Raw genomic sequence first — 22181 nt, 5'->3', positions numbered from 1 at the left:
AATGTTAAAAAAACTTGACTGGTATCTAATTAAGACCTTTTTAGGCCCATTTTTTTTCATATTTAGTGTTCTATTTTTCATCTTTATCGTGCAATTTGCATGGCAACAAATGGAAAAATTTGTTGGTAAAGGTTTAGAATGGTACACTATTACAGAATTACTTTTTTGGTTAGGAATCAATGTTATTCAACTTGTATTGCCTCTTACAATTCTTTTAGGGTCGATTATGACAATGGGAGGTTTTGGAGAACGCTATGAATTAGCTGCAATGAAAGCATCTGGAATTTCTCTTACCAGAATACTTGCACCTTTGTTTACATTAATCTTATTAATGTCTATTGGATTGTATTTTTTTGGAGATAAAGTAATGCCTTATTCTCAACAAAAAGCACGAACAATGTACTTCAACATCTTACAAACCAAACCAACTGTAAGTATGAAAGAAGGTGTTTTTATTGAAACAGTTCCAGGTTTTCAAATGAAAATCAACAAAGTTTCTGGAGAAAATTCAGAAAAGTTAGAAGATGTTTTTGTTCATCAAAATGCAACTTTTAACGACAATACAATGACAATCATTGCAAAGAAAGGAAATCTTGCTCCTGACAAGAATGATAATCATTACCTAAAAATGGAACTTTTTGATGGAATTGCTTATACAGACAATGTAAAAGATAAAAACTTTGATCAACGTAAACGTCAAGAAAATCAATACACGAAATTTGATACATTAAACTATTATATTGACATTACTGATATTTTAAATTCAGGAAAAGACGAAGATCCAGGAAACTCTTACAAATACTTGGATGGAAAAGGTTTAAGACATCTTATTGATTCCTTAAATACTAACTACAAAAAATATTATAAAGATTTAAAAACCAACACATTTAATCAGAATTTTTACTATTCTTCTAAGGTAAAACAAATAGATTCTGTAAAAACTAATATGGTTTTTGATTTGAAAGAATATAGTCGCGAGCAACAAGATCAAGTGCTTAATCAAGCAATACAAATGGTGAATCGTGATCAAGAAAATATAACATTCTCTGAACAAGAAATTATTAATAAAGAAAAATTATATTCGAAAATAAATATTCATTACCATCGAAATTTCTCGTATGCTGTAACTTGTATTATTTTCTTTTTAATTGGATCTTCTTTAGGAGCAATTGTAAAAAAAGGAGGAATTGGAATGCCAGTTGTCATTTCAATTATCATTTTCGTAATTTATTTTATTCTTAATTTCTCTGCAGAAAACATGGCAAAGAATGGTAAATTAGAACCAACTTTTGCAGCTTGGGCAGCAAATATCATTGCGCTACCTTTCTCTATTTTGTTTAGTTACAAAGCTAATCAGGATTCGGGATTATTTGATGTCAGTATTTACGTTGATCCAATTGTAAAATACTTTAATAAATTTAAGAAAACAAACAAAAGCGAGGAGCATTCTCGTTACCAATAACATAAAACAATGGAAAATAGATCATCTCAATTAAACACAATTGAAGAAGCTTTAGAAGATTTAAAACAAGGAAAAGTTATCATTGTAGTTGACGATGAAGATCGTGAAAATGAAGGAGATTTCTTATGTATCGCAGAATTTGCTACACCAGAAGTAATCAACTTTATGGTAACGCATGGACGCGGATTGGTTTGTACACCACTTACTCAACAAAGATGTAAAGCGTTAGGCTTAGATCTTATGGTAGGACACAATACAGCAATTTACGAAACTAATTTTACGGTTTCTGTAGATTTACAAGGTCATGGATGTACAACAGGAATTTCAGCTTCGGATCGTTCTAAAACTATTCAAGCTTTAATTGATGAAAATACAAATCCAGATGATTTAGGAAAGCCAGGACATATTTTCCCATTGATTGCTAAAGATGGTGGAGTTTTAGTTCGTATGGGACATACAGAAGCTGCTGTTGATTTGGCTCGCATGGCAGGACATTATCCTGCAGGATGTATTGTTGAAATCTTGAAAGAAGATGGAGAAATGGCTCGCCTACCAGAATTATTGGAAATTGCCAAAAAATTTGATCTTAAAATTGTTTCAATTGAAGATCTGATTGCTTATCGATTAGAAAACGAATCATTGGTAAAACGTATCGATCAATTTCCTGCAAAAACAAGATTTGGTGAATATGAATTAATAGCCTATCAACAAACAACAAATAATCAAATTCACTTTGCTTTGAAAAAAGGAAAATGGACAAAAGATGATGTTGTTCCTGTTCGTGTAAAATCTACAAATAGTTATTATGACTTATTCAGTGCTTTGCAAAACGGAGAAACACCATTGTTAGAAAAAACAATGAACATCATTAATGAAGAAGAAAAAGGAGTTGTTATTTTTATTAATAACATTCAGAATTCTGAATTGATTGAACAAAAATTAGAGATTTTCAAAAGTTTTTCTGAAGGAAAATCTAAATCGGGTGTTTTACCTGCCGATGAAAAAGATCACGGAATTGGTTCGCAAATCATCAAGGATTTAGGCATTCAAAAAATGAATTTGATTACGCGCACTCTAGAAGAACCGCATACAACACAATATGGTTTGGAAATAGTGAAATGTACTACATTGTAATAAATAATTTATCCGATATACAAAAGCAGTTCTGAGAAGAGCTGCTTTTTTTGTATTATTCTGTAACCTTTTCATTATATTGTAGTCTTATAATAAAAACCATTATGAAAAATAAACTTTTTATTGCATGTTTTTCTTTTCTGACAACAATAGCATATTCCCAATCTAAAACCAACGAATATCCACTTAAATTTAATCCAAAATCAGAACAATTTAAATCTATCCAACCAATTATTGACGCCACAAAAAACAAAACTATTGTAGCATTAGGAGAAGGCACTCACGGGACCAAAGAATTTAACTTTATTCGAAATCAGATTTCTAAGGAATTAATTCAAAAACATAATTTTAGAGTTATCGCTTTTGAAACTGCTTTTGGAGATATGTCTATTTTGAATCAAGAAATTAATTCGACTAAAAATATTCGGTCAATCATAAAAGAAAATATTCTTTCGATTTGGCAAACAAAAGAAATTGAAGAATTGTTTACTTGGGTAAGAAAATATAATGCAAAAAATCAAGATAAAATTATTTTAACTGGTTTCGACATAAATTTCCTGAATAATAGCACAGTTGTTTTAGAAAAAGATCAATTGATTCAAGATAAAAATTATGCAAATCTAGTTCGTGAAATTAGTTCTAAAGCAAAAACAATTGACGAAGCTTGGAGCCAAAGTAACAATGTTGAATACAATGTTGATATGAAAAATCTAATTAAAAATGGTGTTGACGGCTATTTGTTAACAAAAAAATTAGACAGTATTTATTCCGCTAACTTGAACGTAAATTCTAAAATCGCAACGTATAATTTACAACTTGGTTTTCAAAATTTTTATGAAGCAAGCAAAGAAAACTATGACTTTTCGAGAGATTTTGCTATGAGCGAAATGATTCAAAAAATTCAGTCAGAAATGAATCAAAAAGTTATTGTTTATGCACATAATGGACATATTGCCTTACAACCAACTTTGATCGAAGGAATGGGCGGATATCTAAAAAAACAATATACCAACAACTATTATGCATTGGCAACATTTACTGCACAAGGTACATATAACGCCATGACGGATAATGTTGTCACAAAAAATAACGTAATGAAACCATACAACTTATTAGCTATTTTAGATAATTCATGGGAACAAAAAATGAGTAAAAATCCATTGCAAAACTTTTTTATTAACTTCCAAGAAAACTATGATTCGAGTTATGATAAAGAATTAAAAATGCGTTTTTATGGATATAAAGTAGTTAATCCAGTCGAAGAAAAACAAATGATTACAAAAGAAATAAAATTGAGTCAATATTTTGATGGGCTTATTTTTATCAACACAACAAATGCGGCTGTTTCATTTTAAAACAAAAAAAGCTTCTCGATATCGAGAAGCTTTTTTATTAATAATCACATAATATTTAATGCGCATAATGTTTACGTGAAACAAGATGCAGAATTTTCTGAACTAATTTTGTGTTTTTATAAAGATTCCAATTCATAAGAAGAACACTAAATAAAATCACGACTAAACCGTAAATCTGTAAATGAGTTACAATATCGTCTGAGAAAAAGTAACTTAAAGCTACCGCTACAATTGGGTTTATGTAAGCATAAGTTGATACTTCTACAGCAGGACGATGTTGTAATAACCAAACATATGATCCGAATGCAAGAATAGAACCAAAAGTTACTAAATAAGCCATTGCTAACCAATCTTCTGTTGCTACGTTATCAAAATTAAAGTTGGCATATTCTCCATTGAAAATTGCAACTGTGTTAAACAAAACTCCAGCAGTAATCATTTGCCAAGCTGTTTTCACCATGATATTCAACTCTTCTTTTGGTTTTGTAACTTCTTTTTTCTGTTTTTCTGTTATATATTTTGAATATAATGAACCCAACGTCCAAGCAATAGAACAAAATACTAAAACAATCAAACCAATCATATTCAAGAATTGCTGATCTGGGTTTACATGCACCGCTGTTGTTTGTTCGTAGAATAACATCAAAACACCAATAAAACCTAATAACACACCTAAAATGGTTGGAATGCTAGAAAAGTTTTGTTTCCATTTTGGTTTATCTAATATAATAAACCAAATTGCAGCAGATGCTGCCATAATCGCAACAATTCCACTTGGTAAAAATTGTTCTGACCAAATAATACCAGCCATATCAATAAACAAAAGCATAAAACCTGTAAACATACATTGTTTTACAATTTGTTTATCCCATAGTTTGTAACCTTTTAATTTACAATATCCCATTAAAATTGTGCTTGCTGCTATAAAGCGAAACGAACCCAAAATAAATGGACTAAAACCATGTAAAGCCTTATCTATAAAAAAATAAGTCGATCCCCAAACGACATAAACCACAAAATAAGCTGCAATAACTAGCCATTTGCTTGGTTGATTTCCTTTCATTCAATCTTTATTTTAATTTGTTGGTATAACGATATTTTGTTCTTCTTTTATTGTTTGCAACACAATTGTTGTTCGCGTAGATGTTATTCCACCTATTTTACTTAGATGTTTTCTCATCAAATCTACTAAGCCTTCATTGTCAGAAGTTCTTACTTTTATCAAGTATCCATCTTCTCCTGCAATGTCATGAACTTCTAAGACTTCTGGAATTTCGGCTAATTGTTTTCCTACTGTTTCGTCTCCAATAATATCAACTGTTTTGATAAAAATATACGAAAGCAATTTCTGTCCAACTGCCACAGGATTTATTTTTGCATGATAAGCTAAAATAACTTTCTTATTTTCAAGCTTTTTTACCCTTTCTAATATTCCAGAAGGTGCCATTCCCAATTCTCTAGCGATATCAGCATTATTAATACGTGCATTTTCTTGCATTAATCGCATGATTTTCAAATCAGTAGCATCTAAATTAAACTCTATTTTTTCCATTTCGAGTGCAAAATTAAGACTATTTTGAATAATATTCAAAAAATCTATTAAAAAATGTATGATATTCTGTTTAGTTTTTTGTCTTGATAATTTAATTCGTAGAAATTATTATAATTAAATCGTTTATTCACATAAAAAAAATGAGACAATCAAAAGTGATGTCTCATTTTTCTTTTATAATAAATAATAAAAATTACATGATGATTTTAATCTTTGTTCAACATAGAATTTTCTTTTGTGTCTTTCATAAATAGATAAACAACTAATGAAAAAGCAATACATGCTGTGATATACCAATAGTAATATGTTTCTACTCCTTTTGTTTTCAGAAATAATGCTACATATTCTGCAGAACCTCCAAAGATACTTACAGTTAAAGCATAAGGTAATCCAACTCCCAATGCACGAATCTTTGCAGGAAACATTTCTGCTTTTACTACTGCATTAATAGATGTATAACCTGAAACAATGATTAAGGCTGCCATTAAGTATGCAAATGCTACCCACATAGAAGTGGCTTGACTAAGTCCTGTAAGTAATGGAACAGTAAATAATGTTCCTAAAATTCCAAATCCTAATAATAAAGGTCTACGTCCTATTTTATCTGATAATAAACCAAATGCTGGCTGAAGAGCAGCAAAAATAAATAATGATAAAAATGAAATTAAAGTAGATTCTTCTTTGGTTAAGTTTACTGTATTTACAAGAAACTTTTGCATGTATGTTGTATAAGTATAAAAAGCTAACGTTCCTCCCATTGTAAGACCAACAACAGTTAATATTGATTTTGGATATTTCAATAATTCTTTAATACTTCCATTATTATCTTTTTCTTCTGCAGAATCGTTGTTCTTTTCAAATGCTTCTGTTTCATGTAAATTTTTTCTTAAATACAATGCTATAACAGATAAAATTGCTCCGATTACAAATGGTATTCTCCATCCCCATGATAATAATTGATCTTCTGTAAGTAGTAGTTTTTGTAATATCAATAAAATTCCTAATGCAATTAACTGTCCTCCAATTAATGTTACATATTGAAAAGATGAATAAAAACCACGTTTATCTGCTGTAGCCATTTCTGATAAATATGTTGCCGAAACTCCATACTCTCCTCCTACACTTAATCCTTGTAATAAACGAGCAATTAATAAAAGCGCTGGAGCCAAAACTCCAATAGTTTGATAACTTGGAGTTAATGCAATAAGTAAAGAACCAAATGACATTAATAAAACGGATAAAGTCATTGCTCGTTTTCTACCAATTTTATCTGCAATTGTTCCAAATAACCAACCACCAATTGGGCGCATTAAAAATCCTACTGCAAAAATTCCTGCTGTATTTAATAATTGTGCTGTTTGATCTCCTGAAGGGAAAAAAGATGAAGAAAAATAGATAGCAAATGCTGCATAAGCATACCAATCGTACCATTCCACTAGATTTCCAATAGATCCACCTATAATCGCTTTTACACGATCTTTAACAGTTAATTCTGTTGTTTTAGTTTCTTGAATATTCATTTGTAATAATATTTTATGATTTATCTTTTAAAATGCAATTTGTAACGTGATTAAATGTTCTCCTTTTCTTGTAAAAACCTCTTTCGTATCTTGTGCATACAATGGTCTTGAAGAATATTGATAAGCAACTTTAGCATTCTGAGCTAAAATGAATAGATTCGCTCCTACATCAAAATAATTTCCTGTTTGATTTAGCGCTTCAAAATCTTTCAAAGCATAAGCAAAAAATGGTTGAAGTTTTACAACATTACTAAATTTAGGAAGCACAAAACCTGCTTGTGAATACCATATATTTCCAGTTCCCAACAGAAATCTAGCATTCCCAAAACCTTCCATAGCTTTAACTCCTGTAAAATCTGGATCTGCTGTACCCGGATTTAATAAACCTGTTGTTCTTAAGTAATTTGGACCAAAACTATAACGATAAAAAACTGAATAAAGACTTAAAGACATTTCTCTCGCTTTTCTACCAATTGGCATATCTAGAAAAGCATCTGCACCAAAAATAAATTCATTATGAGATTTAAAAACTCCTTCTGTAGGCTGAGATAAGGTTGCATTATTTGTCGAATAAAAACCAGCTCCAATATTAAATACCTTTTTTGATCCTAAATATGTTCCTGCAAAAAAAGATGTGGCTGTATTTTCTTTTTCAAAAAATTGATACATCGCATAAGTTGCATATGATAATTTACCAGATTGATTATTATCGACTATTTCTCCAACTTCTGGTTTTTTATTTGTTGCAAACGGTTTGTTCACTGCAACTCTATAATTAAATCTATCAAATTCTCCATGAACAAATACACCAAATTGTCTAGAAAATTGATCAGAAACCTCAATATTTGGGAAATTAAATACAGGTAAATCTGCTGTTAATAATTTAGTTGTACTTGCATTGGTCATACGACTAACACCCGCCCAACCATGTAAACCAGCTCCTACGTATAAATTATTTTTATTTTCTTTTTTTGTGAATTCATTTTTTCTTGGAATAATTGCTAATTCATTATACGCATCCATAAAAAATACTTGAGGTTTTTTCCCTTGACCATTTGCTCCAGTTCCAGCTCCTCCTCCACTTATAAAAGATTGATTATTAATACCCAATTGCATCACAATAGAATAATAATTTGATAATTGGGCTGAGATAGATATTCTCATACGACGCAAACTAGCATCATAAGTCTGATCCTGAGGAACATTATTAACCATCGTTCCAGGATTATTTTCGATACTTCTTAACCAAATTTGACTTGATAATCCGAATTTTATATTCTTGTCTCCTGATTCATCTAAGTTAATTTTAATATCTCCTAATGAATTTTTAAACTGAGGTCCTTGATAAATTTTTTCTGTTGGTTCTTCCGCTAATTTGATTGAATCTTGAGCTAATAAGAAACCAGAAAAAAATACAGTGGATATAAAAATTTTTAATCTCATGTGTTACTTTGTGTTTTAGTTTTTTATATTGTGTATTTTATACACTACTAAATAACAAATGAAATTTGAAGTTTTGTTGAAGTTTTATTGAAGAAAGTTTGAAATTTTATACAAAATTTCTGTTTTCATCATTTCAAATCAATCATAAATTGATGCCAATTTGATTTGTATGTATAAATAATCTCAAAATTATAAACATTCAATATTTTTTTTACTAAAGCCAATCCAAGTCCTATTGATTCTTTATTGTGTTTACTTTTATTGAATCGGTGGAAAATAGTTTCGTTAGTAAATTCTGCCTTATGACCAGTATTGCGTATGATAAATTTTGTCTTTGTTAATTCTATTACAATTACACCGTTTTGACGATTATGTCTATTCGCATTACTTATTAAATTATTAAAAACAATATGAGCTAAAAGTGTATTCATCTTAATGTAAACATCTTTGTCTAAATTTAATGTCAATTCTACACCATTCATCAACATTAAATCTTCTTGCTCGGAAATCATTTCTTTTATTAATTCAGTTAAATTAATTTTTTCAATTGTTGCTTCGTGATATTCTAAGCTCATTAATAAAATCAACGAACGATTAATTGCAGAAACTCTGTTTATATCATCGTACATTCCACTTAATGATTGCATCTGAGTTTCTGATAATTCTTCATTCAACATCAACTCAATTTTTGCTTTCATATTTGCCATTGGCGTTTGCAATTCATGAGAAAGATTTTGAGAAAATTCTTTTAAAGCATTATAATGTTCAATTGATTGTTGAGATGTTTTAAGAAAAAGATCGTTTAATTGGTTCAATTCATTGATATCTGAATTCACAACTTTTATTATTTGATTCTCCTTCAAATCGAAACGTTTCATTCTGTCTATCAAATGATAAAAAGGTGTATATAATTTTCGGGAAATAAGTTCTCCAAAAAATAGAATAGAAATAATCACGAAAACAAATATCCATGCGATAACCATTAAAATTCCAACAAAAAATTTGTCATCTATAATGGTTAAACTTATTTGACTTTCTATTTGATAATGTTTTCCGTCAACAAAAGGATAAGTTGTCACTGTTAGATGATTTACCATTGTTTGTAACTTCTCATCCCATTCGTAATCTCCATGTCTTATTACTTCTTCTGTAAGATTATCATATCGTCCATCTAGAAGTTTAATCTTAACATGCGGATGTTGAGATTCTATTTCTGCTATTGGTTTATTCTCTAATTTTTTTTCAATTATATTGTTGAGATTTTCTAGTTTCCCAACAGCTGATTGATTTGTAGCTCTTTCTATTGCAAAGTAGAAAATAAAAAAACCAAATACCATTGAACAGAAAACTACAATAATAAGATATTGTGTTATTTTTTGACTTAATCTCATTTATCCATCAGTCCATTTATATCCTAATCCATAAACTGTTTGTACATAATCTGTTCCGTCTGCTTCCGAAATTTTACGACGAAGATTTTTGAGATGTTGATAGATAAAATCTACATTGTCTAAATTATAGGTATAATCGCCCCAAAGATGAATTGCGATTGCTTGTCTAGACAGAACTCTATTTTTATTGTTGATGAAGTAAATCAACAAATTCAATTCTTTTTTTGTAAGATTTAGAAGCACATCCTTTACTTTACATTCCATTGATTTCATATCAATAACAATTTCATTATAAATCAATAAATCATTATTAACTTCTTTTTTGCTTCTTCTGGAAACAGCTTTTATTCGGGAATGTAACTCTGGTAAAGGGAAAGGTTTTGTTATATAATCGTCTGCACCACTGTCTAAACCAATTATTTTGTAATCTAATGAATTTTGGGCAGAAATTATAATAACTTGTGTTGCCGGATAAAGTTGCTTAATGTAATGCAGCAACGTTAAACCTGTTCCATCAGGCAAAGTCATATCAAGTAATACACAATCGTATTCAAACATAGATAAAATGTCTTTTGCCTCGGCAATACTTGATACCCATTCGCAAATGTAATTTTCTTGTTTTAGAAAGTGTATAATATTATCTGCTAATTCTTGATGATCTTCTACCAATAAAAGTTTCATTCGAATTCAAAATTTTGTTTTTAAAGATAAACTATTTATACAGAAATATAAACTAATCTCTATTTTATGTTATTAATGGTTTGAAACAGAATGAAAATAATGTAAATTTTATTCTATAAATACTAATCTCAAAACACAAAAAAAGCTGCCCAATAAATTGGACAGCTTATCTTATCTAAAAATATTAGTTAGAGAATTAGTTTCCTCCTTCTTCCATTTTCTTTTTCAATTCTGCTAATGAATCGATATCTCCTAAAGTAGAAGTTTCAATTGTGTTAGATGAATTGTTGTTGTTATTGTTAGATGTTCTTTCAGCTTTAACTTCTTCTTCACGGAAAGTTGCTGTATGAGAAACTACTACGCGACGGAATTCTTTATTGAATTCGATAACTTTGAAAGTTGTTTCTTCACCTTTTTTGATACGAGATCCGTCTTCTTTCTCTAATGTACGAGCTGGAGCGAAAGCTTCAACGTCAGCATCTTCGAATTGAACTGTAGCACCTTTGTCAAATACGTCAACTGCAACACCTGTGTGAACTGTACCAACTGCATATTTAGTTTCGTACTGATCCCATGGGTTTTCAGTTAATTGTTTGTGACCTAAAGATAAACGACGAGCTTCTACGTCTAATTCTAAAACTACAACGTCTAAGATATCATCAACTGCACAGAATTCTGATGGGTGTTTGATTTTCTTAGTCCAAGATAAGTCAGAGATGTAGATTAATCCATCAACTCCTTCTTCTAATTCTACGAATACACCGAAGTTTGTGAAGTTACGAACTTTACCTTTGTGAGTAGAACCTACTGGGTATTTAGTTGTAATATCTGTCCAAGGATCTGGAGTTAATTGTTTGATACCTAAAGACATTTTTCTTTCTTCTCTATCTAAAGTTAAAACTACTGCTTCAACCTCATCACCTACTTTTACGAAATCTTGAGCAGAACGTAAGTGAGTAGACCATGACATTTCAGAAACGTGGATTAAACCTTCTACACCTGGAGCAACCTCAACGAATGCACCGTAGTCAGCTAAAACAACTACTTTTCCTTTAACTTTATCACCAACTTTAATATTAGCATCTAAAGCATCCCATGGATGAGCTTCTAATTGTTTAATACCTAATTGAATACGAGATTTATCTTCGTCGAAATCTAAGATTACAACGTTGATTTTTTGTCCATCTTCTAAGATTTCAGATGGGTGGTTGATACGAGACCAAGATAAGTCAGTAATGTGGATTAAACCGTCAACACCTCCTAAGTCTACGAATACACCGTAAGATGTGATGTTTTTAACTTCACCTTCTAATACTTGTCCTTTCTCTAATTGAGCAACGATTTCTTTTTTCTGAACTTCGATATCAGCTTCAATTAACGCTTTGTGAGAAACTACTACGTTTTTGAATTCTGGGTTGATTTTAACAACTTTGAACTCCATAGTTTTTCCTACGAATTGTTCGTAATCACGAATTGGTTTAACATCGATTTGAGAACCTGGTAAGAAAGCTTCAATTCCGAATACGTCAACGATCATACCACCTTTAGTACGAGCTTTGATGTAACCGTTAACGATTTCTTGAGAATCGTGTGCTTTATTAACTGCATCCCATGCATTTAATGTACGAGCTTTTTTGTGAGATAAAATTAATTGACCATTTTTATCTTCACGTTGATCAACCATTACTTCAACGATATCCCCAACTTTCAAGTCTGAGTTGTAACGGAATTCGTTTAATGAAATAACACCTTCTGATTTGAAGTTGATATCAACAATAGCTTCTTTATCTGTAATACGTACAACTTGTCCTTTGAATACTTCATTTTCATGTAAGTCTTCTAAAGTTGTATCGTACATTTGCTCTAATTCAGCTTTTTCTTTACGATCTTCTTCGTTTAATCCTGATTCGAAAGATTCCCAATCAAATGATTCTGGAGCTACGTTTGCATTAACAGACGCATCTAATACTGGAGTGTTCAATACAACTTCTTGTACCTCTTCTTGTTTTGTTTCTTTAGACATAATTCTAAAAATTTGTATCTCAATCTATTTTATTTCGGAATCTTCAAATGCAAATAAATGACCGAGAGATGTTTAACTTAATAATTAATCGCTTGATTCCTAAACCATTTTAGCGAGTGCAAAGATAAACAATTATATTTTAATATTTGGAATAATTTTAGATTCAACTCAAAGAAATTTAAGATTTTATAAACGAATTACACTCTTGTTTATTCGTAACTTGTATTCGAATTTAAATTTTATGGATAGTTTAAAGAAAATAAAACGATTTTCGAAAATCGTAAAAGTCGTCTCAAAATATGGTTTCGAAGAAATTCTTTCTCGTGGAAATGATTTCTTTCATTCAGAGAACAACAGTGAATTCTTCAGCCCTTCTTTCAACAAACGCTTTCGTATGGCATTGGAAGAACTTGGGCCAACCTATATAAAATTTGGTCAATTACTAAGTAATCGAAAAGATTTAGTTCCTGAATCTTTGGTTGAGGAATTAAAAAAATTGCAAGACAATGTTCCTCCAGAAGAAATTGATATCAGACAAAAAATTAGAGATGAATTTGGAATTGAACCCGACGAACATTTTCTTTATATAGAAGAAGAACCTTTTGCTGCTGCAAGTATTTCGCAAGTCTATCGAGCAACTTTACTGAACGGAGAAGAAGTTGTTTTTAAAGTAAAACGACCAAATATTCAGAAAATAATTGAATCTGATTTAGCTTTGATTCGAGATATCATTCATTTTTTAGAAAAAAAATACAAAAAACTTCAAAAATTATTTATTTCTGAAATCGAAAAATCATTTGAAAACTCAATTTTAAAAGAACTTTCTTTAACCAATGAATTTCAAAACATCGAACGTTTCAGAAAAAATTTCGAGAACAGCAAAGATGTTTATGTTCCGAAAACATATGAAGATTATTCAAACAATAATTTTCTTTGTATGGAATTTATCCAAGGTTACAAAGTAAATGATGTTGAACAGTTAAAAGCTTTAGGACTTGATCCCAAAAAAATTGTTCAAAAAGGGTTTGATATTTATCTGAAACAATTACTTGATGACGGTTTTTTTCATGCAGATCCACATCCAGGAAATATTTTTATTTTAAGAGATGGACGAATTTGTTTTATAGATTTTGGTTCGATGGGAATTTTAGCTATCAATGAAAAAGAAGCATTAGAAAATGTTGTCATTGATTTTGGATTAAAAAATCCGAAACGAATAGTTCGTTCGCTCAAAAAAATGGCGATTAAGCATTATATTGAAAATGAAAAGCAATTAGAACGTGACATTGCTGACATTTTTGATTACTTGGAATATAATACTGTTGATACAATAGAAGTACAAATAATCATTCAAAAATTCAACAATATTCTGCAACGAAATCATGTTTTATTGCCTGAATATGTATACATTTTATTAAGAGGAATTGCACTTATAGAAGGTATTGGGCAACAATTGCACGCTGATCTTAATATACAACGTTCGATGCGACCTTATGCTGTGAAATTAGCTCGACAAAAATTTTCTCCTAAATATTTAAGTAAAAAGGCTCTTGAAAATTTTAAAGATATTCAAGATTTAGTCAATGATTTACCAGAAGACACTTTGAAATTAATCGAAAAGATTAATAATGATAAATTAGCACTGAACTTCAAGATTCATGATATTGAAAATATTCAGAAATTAATAAAAGATAGTATTAATAAACTCGTCTTAGCAATCCTTACTTTGGCTTTTGGAATTGGAGCAAGTATGTTAGCAAACACAACTGTACGTCCAATGATTTTAGATATGCCATTACTTTCATGGATTGGCTATTTATTATCCATTTTTACTGGAGTTTGTATTATCATTTTGGTATTTAGAAAAAAATAATAACAATTAGTAAAAACAAAATAGCCACCTCAATGAGGTGGCTATTTTTATTGTAAGCTATTTAAAGAAATATTATTTCTTTTTTGAAGCTGGTTTTACAACTTTAGTTTCAATAACTGTTGCATTTTTTGGTAAAACCTCAACACGTCTGTTTCTTTGGTAACACTCTTCTGTGTTTTCAGTACATAATAGTTGAGCTTTTCCTAATCCACGAGCAGTTAAACGAGATCTATCTACTCCACCTCTTTCAACTAAAACGTTAACTAATGCTTGAGCACGTTTTAAAGATAATGCTTTGTTGTAAGCATCTTTACCTCTTTGGTCAGCGTGTCCATCGATGTAGAAGCTTTTCGCTTTTAAATCATCAGAATTTAAAATTTGAGCTGCTACACGCACATCTTCGTAAGAAGAAGGAACAATTTTATCAGAGTTGTATTCGAATAAAATGTTAGATAAACGTTTTGCTACGTGAACTTCTGTCCATGGACATCCGTTATTTTCTTTTGGTCCTTTAACAGTTGGACAAGCATCGTCTTTATCTGGAATACCATCTCCGTCTGTATCTGGACATCCATTAAATTCAGCTAAACCGAATTCTGTTGGACACTCATCATCTTTATCTAAGATTCCGTCACCATCTGTATCTGGCCAAGGACATCCATTATTTTCAACTGGACCAGCAACTGTTGGACAAGCATCATCTTTATCTGGAACACCATCACCATCTGTATCAGGACAACCTTGGAATTCTGCTAAACCAAATTCTGTTGGACAAGCGTCATCTTTATCGAATACACCATCTCCGTCTGTATCTGGACATCCATTTGTTGCAGGATCACCTGTTGCGATACCTGGAGTATCTGGACATGCATCTTCGTCATCTGGAATTCCGTCATTATCTCTATCTTGTTTTCCAAAACGGAAAGTAACACCTACAGTGTGTTGAAAGAAATCAAAATAGTTATTTCCTCCGTAAGCTGGTAACCAGTTATAATCAGAAGCAACGTTTAAACCGAAGTTTTTAGTAAACCAAAGGTTAAATCCAGCTCCTAAAGAAGCTACAAAATGGTTTTTCTCTAAATCTTCAGCTTCAGTTAATTGATAAGTACCTCCATTTTCGTTACCATAATATGCAGTTAAAGGAAATTGTAATCCTGTGTAATCATATCTGTGGTATCCAGCTCCTACGCGGATGTATGGGTCAAACCAAGAATCTTCATTGAAGATATATCCATTAGCTAATTTATAGCGTAAACCTAAACCTGCATTGATGAATAATTCATCTTTAATACGTAATCTGTTGTTATCAACTTCACCTACAGAAGCAGTTAAATCAACATCAAAAGATCTGTTTAAGTTACGGATAATAGATAATTTAGATAAAGGAGGAACAATATCCCAGTTATCTGTTTTGAAATACTGGTTGAATGGACCAGTAATTGAGTTGTGATCAACCGCGTGAGCACCAACTGTAATTGCCCAAGGATTCTTAGAATTTTGAGCATCTACAAAAGAATTACCCGCTAGGAATAATACTACTGCAGATAATAATAGATTAAACTTTTTCATTATCAAATATTTAGCGTTTTAAATATATTAAATTTTAATTAATTTTTATACAATTATAAGACAAATTTAAGAATTCTTTATCATTCTATCCAAATCTCTTTTCAAATCTTTTCCTTTTATTGTATTTCTTTTGTCAAAAAGTTTCTTTCCTTTTGCCAAATAAATCTTCAATTTAGCCAAGCCTTTATTGTTTATAAATAGTGTGGTTGCCACAATCGTTAATCCAGTTTCTTTAGTTTTACGTTCTAATTTTCTTAACTCAGATTTATGTAATAAAAGTTTTCTGTCTCGTCTTGTTTTATGATTAAAGTATGTTCCCCAATCATACTCATCTATAAACATGTTAATGATATAGAGTTCTCCATCTTTCATTTGGCAAAAGCTTTCAGTAATTGAGGCTTTTCCCATTCGGATAGATTTTATTTCAGTTCCAAACAATTGGATGCCGGCTTCGTAAGAATCTAATAATTCATACTCGAACCTTGCACGTTTATTCTTAATCGTAACTTCTTTTTGCACTTTATTTTATTCCAATTAAAATTTGTAACTTTGCCGGAAGGTTAAACAAACATCATACCAAAAATTATGTTAAATGTTTCTAATTTATCGCTTCAATTCGGCAAGCGTGTACTTTTCGACGAAGTTAATATAAAATTTACAAATGGCAACTGTTACGGGATAATTGGTGCTAATGGAGCAGGAAAATCTACTTTCTTAAAAATATTATCAGGTGAAATTGATCCAACTTCAGGGCAAGTAAGTCTTGAAAAAGGAAAACGTATGTCTGTCTTAGAACAGAATCACTTTAAATATGACGAATACACAGTATTAGATACTGTATTACGTGGAAATAAAGTTCTATACGATATTAAAGAGCGCATGGACGCTTTATATGCAAAACCAGATTTTTCTGAAGAAGATGGTATCAAAGCAGGAGAATTAGGTGTTGTTTATGAAGAAATGAACGGCTGGAATGCAGAATCTGATGCAGCTACATTATTATCTAATGTAGGAATTGATTCAGATATGCATTATACATTAATGGGAGATTTAGATAATAAAGCTAAAGTTCGTATTTTGATTGCGCAAGCTTTATTTGGAAATCCTGATGTATTAATTTTAGATGAGCCTACCAATGAGTTAGACGTTAATACAATTCAATGGTTAGAGGATTTCTTAGGAAATTTCGAAAACACAGTAATTGTTGTATCTCACGACCGTCACTTCTTAGATGCTGTTTGTACACATATCTGTGATTTAGATTTCTCTAAATTAAACTTATATTCTGGTAACTATACTTTTTGGTACGAATCTTCTCAATTAGCTGCAAAACAACGTGCGCAACAAAACAAAAAAGCTGAGGAAAAGAAAAAGGAATTACAAGATTTCATTGCTCGTTTCTCTTCTAACGTTGCTAAAGCTAAACAAACAACTTCTCGTAAAAAAATGATCGAGAAATTAAACATCGAAGATATCAAACCTTCTTCTCGTCGATATCCAGCTCTTATTTGGGAGCAATCACGTGAAGCTGGTGATCAGATCTTAGAAGTAAACAATTTATCTGCTTCTGTAGATGGAGAAGTTTTATTTAAAGATGCGAACATCAATTTGAAAAAAGGTGATAAAATTGGTGTTTTCTCACGTAACTCAAAAGCTGTTTCTCAATTTTTTGAGATTCTTTCAGGAAAAGCTCAACCAGATTCTGGGGATTTTACTTGGGGAATTACAACAACACAAGCTTATTTACCATTAGACAATACAGACTTCTTTAAAGAAGACATCAACTTAGTTGATTGGTTACGTCAATATACAGATTCTGATGAAGAACGTCATGAAGAATTTATGCGTGGTTTCTTAGGAAAAATGTTATTCTCTGGTGACGAAGCACTGAAAAAATCTTCTGTATTATCAGGAGGTGAAAAAATGCGTTGTATGTTCTCTCGTATGATGTTATTACGTGCAAACGTATTATTATTAGACGAACCAACAGGTCACTTAGACTTAGAATCTATTACAGCATTAAACAACTCTTTAGTAAACTTCAAAGGAACAATTTTAATGGGGTCTCATGACCACGAATTGATTCAAACAACTTGTAACCGTATTATCGAGTTAACACCAAAAGGAATTATCGATCGTTATATGACGTATGATGAATTCTTAGATGATCCAAAAGTAAAAGAATTAAAAGCTAAATATTACGCTTAATAATTCTTTCATAATATTTCAAAAATCCAGAAGGTTCTACTTTCTGGATTTTTTTGTACTCAAAATAGTTTATCTTTGAATTAGCTTTTTAGAAATGATTCAAATTCCATCGATATTACTTTATCTCATTCTTGCATTGATTATTTTTCTAATCATCATGATTTCTTATTTAATTCATTCATTAAAATCTGAGAAAAAAATAAATCAAGATCAATCAAAACGTTTAGACAACTTATCAACCAAAGTAGACGAATTAAAACTTGAATCTTATGAAGCAAAACTTAATCCTCATCTTTTTAAAAACATCTTAAATTCTATTCAATCAAATGCTTATCAAACTTATTATACGATTGATAAATTAGCAAATGTTTTGGACTATATTTTATACGAAAGCAAGGATAATTTTGTCACAATAAAAGATGAAATTGACTTTACAAAAAACTTTATTGAAATCAATAAAGTAAAAGTTTCTCCTTTATTTGATTTTCAAGTCAAAACAAAAATCGATCAAAATTCGCCCTATTATCAAGAAAAAATTATCTTACCTTTAATTAATATCGACTTTATAGAAAATGCTTTTAAACATACTGATTTTCAACAAACCAATTCCTTTATAAAAATTATAATCGAACTGAATAATAAGTCATTCCAAATTCAGGTAATGAATAAAATCTCTCCTAAAAACAGCTTGAAAAAAGATACTGGCGGTCATGGAAGTCAATCCTTAGAACATCGATTAAAAATGGTTTATGGAAACGATTTTTCACTTTCAAAAACTGTTGAACAAGATATTTTTATTGCTAACTTAAAAATAAATCTACATGAGTTCTACACTAAGATGCATACTAATTGACGACGAAATTCTTGGATTAAAATATCTAAAAATATTGTGTGAACAGATTGAAGGTATCGAAGTTGTAAAAGCTTATGTTGATCCTGAATTGTTCATCAACGATATTGAAAATTTAGATTTTGATTTTTGTATTTTAGACATCGAAATGCCAAAAATTAATGGTTTACAAATTGCCAATTTACTTAAGGAAAAACCTTTTATTTTTTCGACAGCTTATAAAGAATATGCCATTGATGCTTTTGAATTAGATGCAACAGATTATATTCAAAAACCTATAAAAAAGGAACGTTTACAACAAGCAATAGATAAAGTAAAAAAAAGAGTACAAAATAGTAATCCAATCCAAAATAATTTTGTGCAGCTAAACTCAGATAAAGGAAAAATTTTATTGCATTTCAATCAAATTTTATACATCACAACTTCGACTGTTGAAAGCCGCGACAAAATTGTTTACTATGAAGATTTATCTTTCCTTATTTTGAAAAATATTACTTTAGATACATTATCCGAATTATTGCCTGAAAAAGATTTTGTTCGCATCAACAAACGTGAAATCATAAATTTTCATCACATAAAATATTTTCATTCTGATAATATTACTTTAGATATTTTATCAAAACAGAACAAAGAAATTAATTTGGTTTTAAGCGAAGTGTACAAAGCTAATTTCATCAACAAAATTTCAATTTGATTACAAAAAAAAACCATTTCATTACATTTTATCCTTTCTTGATAAAAACAAGTCATTTTTCTAGAAATTAATTTCTGACTTTTGTTGAAAATTAACGCCATGAAAAAATCGACAAGAAACTCAATTTTTTACATCGTAACAATCCTGCTTTGTTCCTTAATGATGTATTTTATTGTGATTAAAGCAGAAGAATTAGAAGGAGCTAAACATGTTGTACATGCAGCTAATGAAAACAATTATTTCAATGATTTTATTTCTAGTATCACACATAATATCGGTCATCCTCTTGCTATTTTATTAGCCCAAATTGTAACAATTATTTTTACTGCGAGAGTATTTGGATGGATTTTTAATAAAATTGGACAACCTACTGTTATTGGTGAAATCGTTGCTGGTGTTTTTCTTGGACCTTCATTTATAGGGATGCATTTTCCGGAATTCTTTGGAAATCTTTTTCCAAAAGAATCTTTAGGAAACTTAGAGTTTATTAGTCAAATTGGTTTAATTCTCTTTATGTATGTTATCGGAATGGAATTGGATTTGAAAGTTTTGAAAAAAAATGCACAAGATGCCATTGTAATTAGTCATGCGAGTATTATTATTCCATTTACTCTTGGTTTAGCTTTAGCTGGGTTAATCTATATGGAGTTTGCTCCAGAAGGCATAAACTTTCTTTCATTTGCTCTATTTATAGGAATTTCGATGAGTATTACTGCATTTCCTGTTTTGGCAAGAATTGTACAAGAACGCGGAATTAGTAAAACTCGTTTAGGCTCTATTGTTATAACTTGCGCCGCTGCTGATGATATTACAGCTTGGTGTTTATTGGCTGCAGTAATTGCAATCGTAAAAGCAGGTTCGTTTGTAAGCTCTATTTATATCATTCTACTTGCAATTATTTATGTTATTGCAATGGTTCGCTTTGTTCGTCCTTTCTTGAAAAGAATTGCAGATGTACATTCTAGTAAAACAACACTTACAAAACCTATTGTCGGAATTTTTTTCTTAGTTTTAATAATCTCTTCCTATTTAAGTGAAATCATTGGAATTCATGCATTATTTGGCGCTTTCTTAGCAGGAACTATTATGCCTGACAATATCAAATTCAGAAATTTATTCATTGAAAAAATTGAAGATGTTGCATTGGTTTTATTACTTCCATTATTTTTTGTTTTTACTGGTTTAAGAACGCAAATAGGTTTATTGGATAGCGCTCATTTATGGCAAACAGCAGGTATTATTATTTTGGTTGCAGTAACAGGAAAATTTGTTGGAAGTGCAATAGCCGCCAAATTTGTTGGACAAAACTGGAAAGATAGCCTAACGATTGGAGCATTAATGAATACGCGGGGATTGATGGAATTAGTTGTACTAAATATTGGTTATGATTTAGGAGTTCTAACACCAGAAATTTTTGCTATGATGGTAATAATGGCTTTGGTAACGACTTTTATGACAGGTCCAGCTTTAGATTTAATCAATTGGATTTTCCGAAAACAAAAGACAGAAAATGAACTAACTGAAATTAGTCAAAGTCAGAAATATAAAATCTTAATTGATTTTCAAACGCCAGAAAAAGGAGCAGAATTATTGCGTGTAGCAAATAGTTTTGTTAAAAATCAAGAGGAAAATTCACTTGTTACAGCAATTCATATCATGAAAAGTAGCGAAGTTCAACATTTTAATATTGAAGAAAGGGAAACTGAAATTTTTGAACCTATTACAGAAGTTTCAGAGGAATTGCATCAAGATGTTACCACAATGTTCAAAATCTCTACCGACATGGTTCATGATACTGTTGATATTGCCCAAAAAGGAGATTATGATTTAATGTTAATGGGCGTTCGTAATTCAATTTATTCAGGTTCTTTATTGGGAAATATATTAGGTTTTACTACAAAAATTATTGATCCTGATATTTTGATTGGTCAAGTTACAGGTAAAGAAAATATGTTTAATCATTCCATTTTTAATGAACGTACAAAACAGTTATTAAATAAATCGACTATTCCTGTTGGTGTCGTTTTAGACAAAAATTTTACAAAAGCCGAAAAAGTATTTCTTCCTCTTTTTGGAAATAAAGATGCTGATTTATTAAAATATGCGCAACGATTAATTTCGAACAGTAAATCTCAAATTATTATTGTTGATGTGAGTGGTTACACAAAACGCCATTCAGAAGTAAAAGAGATTATTCGAAGCATCGAAAATATTGCACCAAATCATATTAGTCTTTCATACAAGCAACAATTGAATAAAGAGTTTTTGGATGAAATGGATTTGATGATGATTAGTATGGAAAGTTGGAAAAATCTTATCGAAACAAAAAGTATTTGGATTTCGAATGTTCCAACAACTTTAATTATTTCAGAATAATTTTCTCCAATTTTATCTTAATTCAACAAAAAAATCCAGCTTAAAAGCTG

General features: G+C 30.4%; 17 protein-coding genes. 8 read left to right on the top strand and 9 right to left on the bottom strand.

The annotated features are described in order from the left end of the window. Nucleotide 1 precedes the first annotated feature (1 nt). The 3 genes from ACMHJW_RS04875 to ACMHJW_RS04865 all read left to right on the top strand — a co-directional run bounded on the left by ACMHJW_RS04875 (nt 2) and on the right by ACMHJW_RS04865 (nt 3951). A complete protein-coding gene (locus tag ACMHJW_RS04875) occupies nt 2-1462 on the top strand; it encodes an LptF/LptG family permease (protein ID WP_413532303.1) in 1461 nt (486 codons plus the stop codon). Nucleotides 1463-1471: 9 nt separating this feature from the next. Then, a complete protein-coding gene (ribB, locus tag ACMHJW_RS04870; protein ID WP_413532302.1) occupies nt 1472-2596 on the top strand; it encodes a 3,4-dihydroxy-2-butanone-4-phosphate synthase in 1125 nt (374 codons plus the stop codon). 104 nt (nt 2597-2700) lie between these two features. Next, on the top strand, nt 2701-3951 hold the full coding sequence (locus ACMHJW_RS04865; RefSeq protein ID WP_413532301.1) for an erythromycin esterase family protein: 1251 nt from the start codon (nt 2701-2703) through the stop codon (nt 3949-3951). Between the two features lie 55 nt (nt 3952-4006). Here the strand turns inward: ACMHJW_RS04865 and ACMHJW_RS04860 are convergent, their stop codons facing one another. From ACMHJW_RS04860 to rpsA, 7 genes are all read right to left on the bottom strand, one after another. Continuing rightward, nucleotides 4007-5014 (bottom strand): EamA family transporter, encoded by a 1008-nt coding sequence (locus tag ACMHJW_RS04860; RefSeq protein WP_413532300.1) that lies wholly within the window; start codon nt 5012-5014, stop codon nt 4007-4009. Nucleotides 5015-5026: 12 nt separating this feature from the next. Next, nucleotides 5027-5503 carry an Lrp/AsnC family transcriptional regulator gene (locus tag ACMHJW_RS04855; protein ID WP_413532299.1) on the bottom strand — a complete coding sequence of 159 codons (477 nt, stop codon included), beginning with the start codon at nt 5501-5503 and terminating at the stop codon, nt 5027-5029. 206 nt (nt 5504-5709) lie between these two features. Continuing rightward, complete coding sequence (locus ACMHJW_RS04850; RefSeq protein ID WP_413532298.1) at nt 5710-7023, bottom strand: MFS transporter; 1314 nt, start codon at nt 7021-7023, stop codon at nt 5710-5712. A 27-nt stretch (nt 7024-7050) separates the two neighbouring features. Beyond that, on the bottom strand, nt 7051-8466 hold the full coding sequence (locus tag ACMHJW_RS04845) for a porin (RefSeq protein ID WP_413532297.1): 1416 nt from the start codon (nt 8464-8466) through the stop codon (nt 7051-7053). A gap of 128 nt (nt 8467-8594) precedes the next feature. Continuing rightward, a complete protein-coding gene (locus ACMHJW_RS04840) occupies nt 8595-9857 on the bottom strand; it encodes a sensor histidine kinase (RefSeq protein ID WP_413532296.1) in 1263 nt (420 codons plus the stop codon). Next, nucleotides 9858-10538 carry a response regulator transcription factor gene (locus ACMHJW_RS04835; RefSeq protein ID WP_413532295.1) on the bottom strand — a complete coding sequence of 227 codons (681 nt, stop codon included), beginning with the start codon at nt 10536-10538 and terminating at the stop codon, nt 9858-9860. It abuts the gene before it with no gap. A gap of 196 nt (nt 10539-10734) precedes the next feature. Then, complete coding sequence (gene rpsA / locus ACMHJW_RS04830; protein WP_413532294.1) at nt 10735-12561, bottom strand: 30S ribosomal protein S1; 1827 nt, start codon at nt 12559-12561, stop codon at nt 10735-10737. A 241-nt stretch (nt 12562-12802) separates the two neighbouring features. On the opposite strand from rpsA, the gene ACMHJW_RS04825 reads away from it, so the two are divergent. Then, nucleotides 12803-14434, top strand: coding sequence for an ABC1 kinase family protein (locus ACMHJW_RS04825; RefSeq protein WP_413532293.1), 1632 nt, complete (start codon nt 12803-12805; stop codon nt 14432-14434). Between the two features lie 72 nt (nt 14435-14506). On the opposite strand, the gene ACMHJW_RS04820 is transcribed toward ACMHJW_RS04825, so the two are convergent. Both ACMHJW_RS04820 and smpB read right to left on the bottom strand, forming a co-directional pair. Next, entirely contained in the window at nt 14507-16003 is a 1497-nt protein-coding gene (locus ACMHJW_RS04820) for an OmpA family protein (RefSeq protein ID WP_413532292.1), read from the bottom strand. Between the two features lie 66 nt (nt 16004-16069). After that, nucleotides 16070-16522 carry an SsrA-binding protein SmpB gene (smpB, locus tag ACMHJW_RS04815; RefSeq protein ID WP_413532291.1) on the bottom strand — a complete coding sequence of 151 codons (453 nt, stop codon included), beginning with the start codon at nt 16520-16522 and terminating at the stop codon, nt 16070-16072. 66 nt (nt 16523-16588) lie between these two features. On the opposite strand from smpB, the gene ACMHJW_RS04810 reads away from it, so the two are divergent. The 4 genes from ACMHJW_RS04810 (at nt 16589) to ACMHJW_RS04795 (ending at nt 22131) form a co-directional block, all read left to right on the top strand. Next, nucleotides 16589-18211 carry an ABC-F family ATP-binding cassette domain-containing protein gene (locus tag ACMHJW_RS04810; RefSeq protein ID WP_413532290.1) on the top strand — a complete coding sequence of 541 codons (1623 nt, stop codon included), beginning with the start codon at nt 16589-16591 and terminating at the stop codon, nt 18209-18211. Between the two features lie 94 nt (nt 18212-18305). Further along, nucleotides 18306-19064, top strand: coding sequence for a sensor histidine kinase (locus ACMHJW_RS04805; RefSeq protein ID WP_413532289.1), 759 nt, complete (start codon nt 18306-18308; stop codon nt 19062-19064). After that, nucleotides 19033-19755 (top strand): LytR/AlgR family response regulator transcription factor, encoded by a 723-nt coding sequence (locus tag ACMHJW_RS04800; RefSeq protein ID WP_413532288.1) that lies wholly within the window; start codon nt 19033-19035, stop codon nt 19753-19755. Before ACMHJW_RS04805 ends, ACMHJW_RS04800 begins: the two co-directional genes overlap by 32 nt. A 99-nt stretch (nt 19756-19854) precedes the next feature. Further along, on the top strand, nt 19855-22131 hold the full coding sequence (locus ACMHJW_RS04795; protein WP_413532287.1) for a cation:proton antiporter: 2277 nt from the start codon (nt 19855-19857) through the stop codon (nt 22129-22131). Nucleotides 22132-22181: the final 50 nt, after the last annotated feature.

The organism is Empedobacter brevis, assembly GCF_965118635.1.
Taxonomy (GTDB): domain Bacteria; phylum Bacteroidota; class Bacteroidia; order Flavobacteriales; family Weeksellaceae; genus Empedobacter; species Empedobacter brevis_A.
The sequence above is the reverse complement of the archived record's forward strand: the minus strand, read 5'-3'. Positions and strand labels throughout refer to the sequence as shown.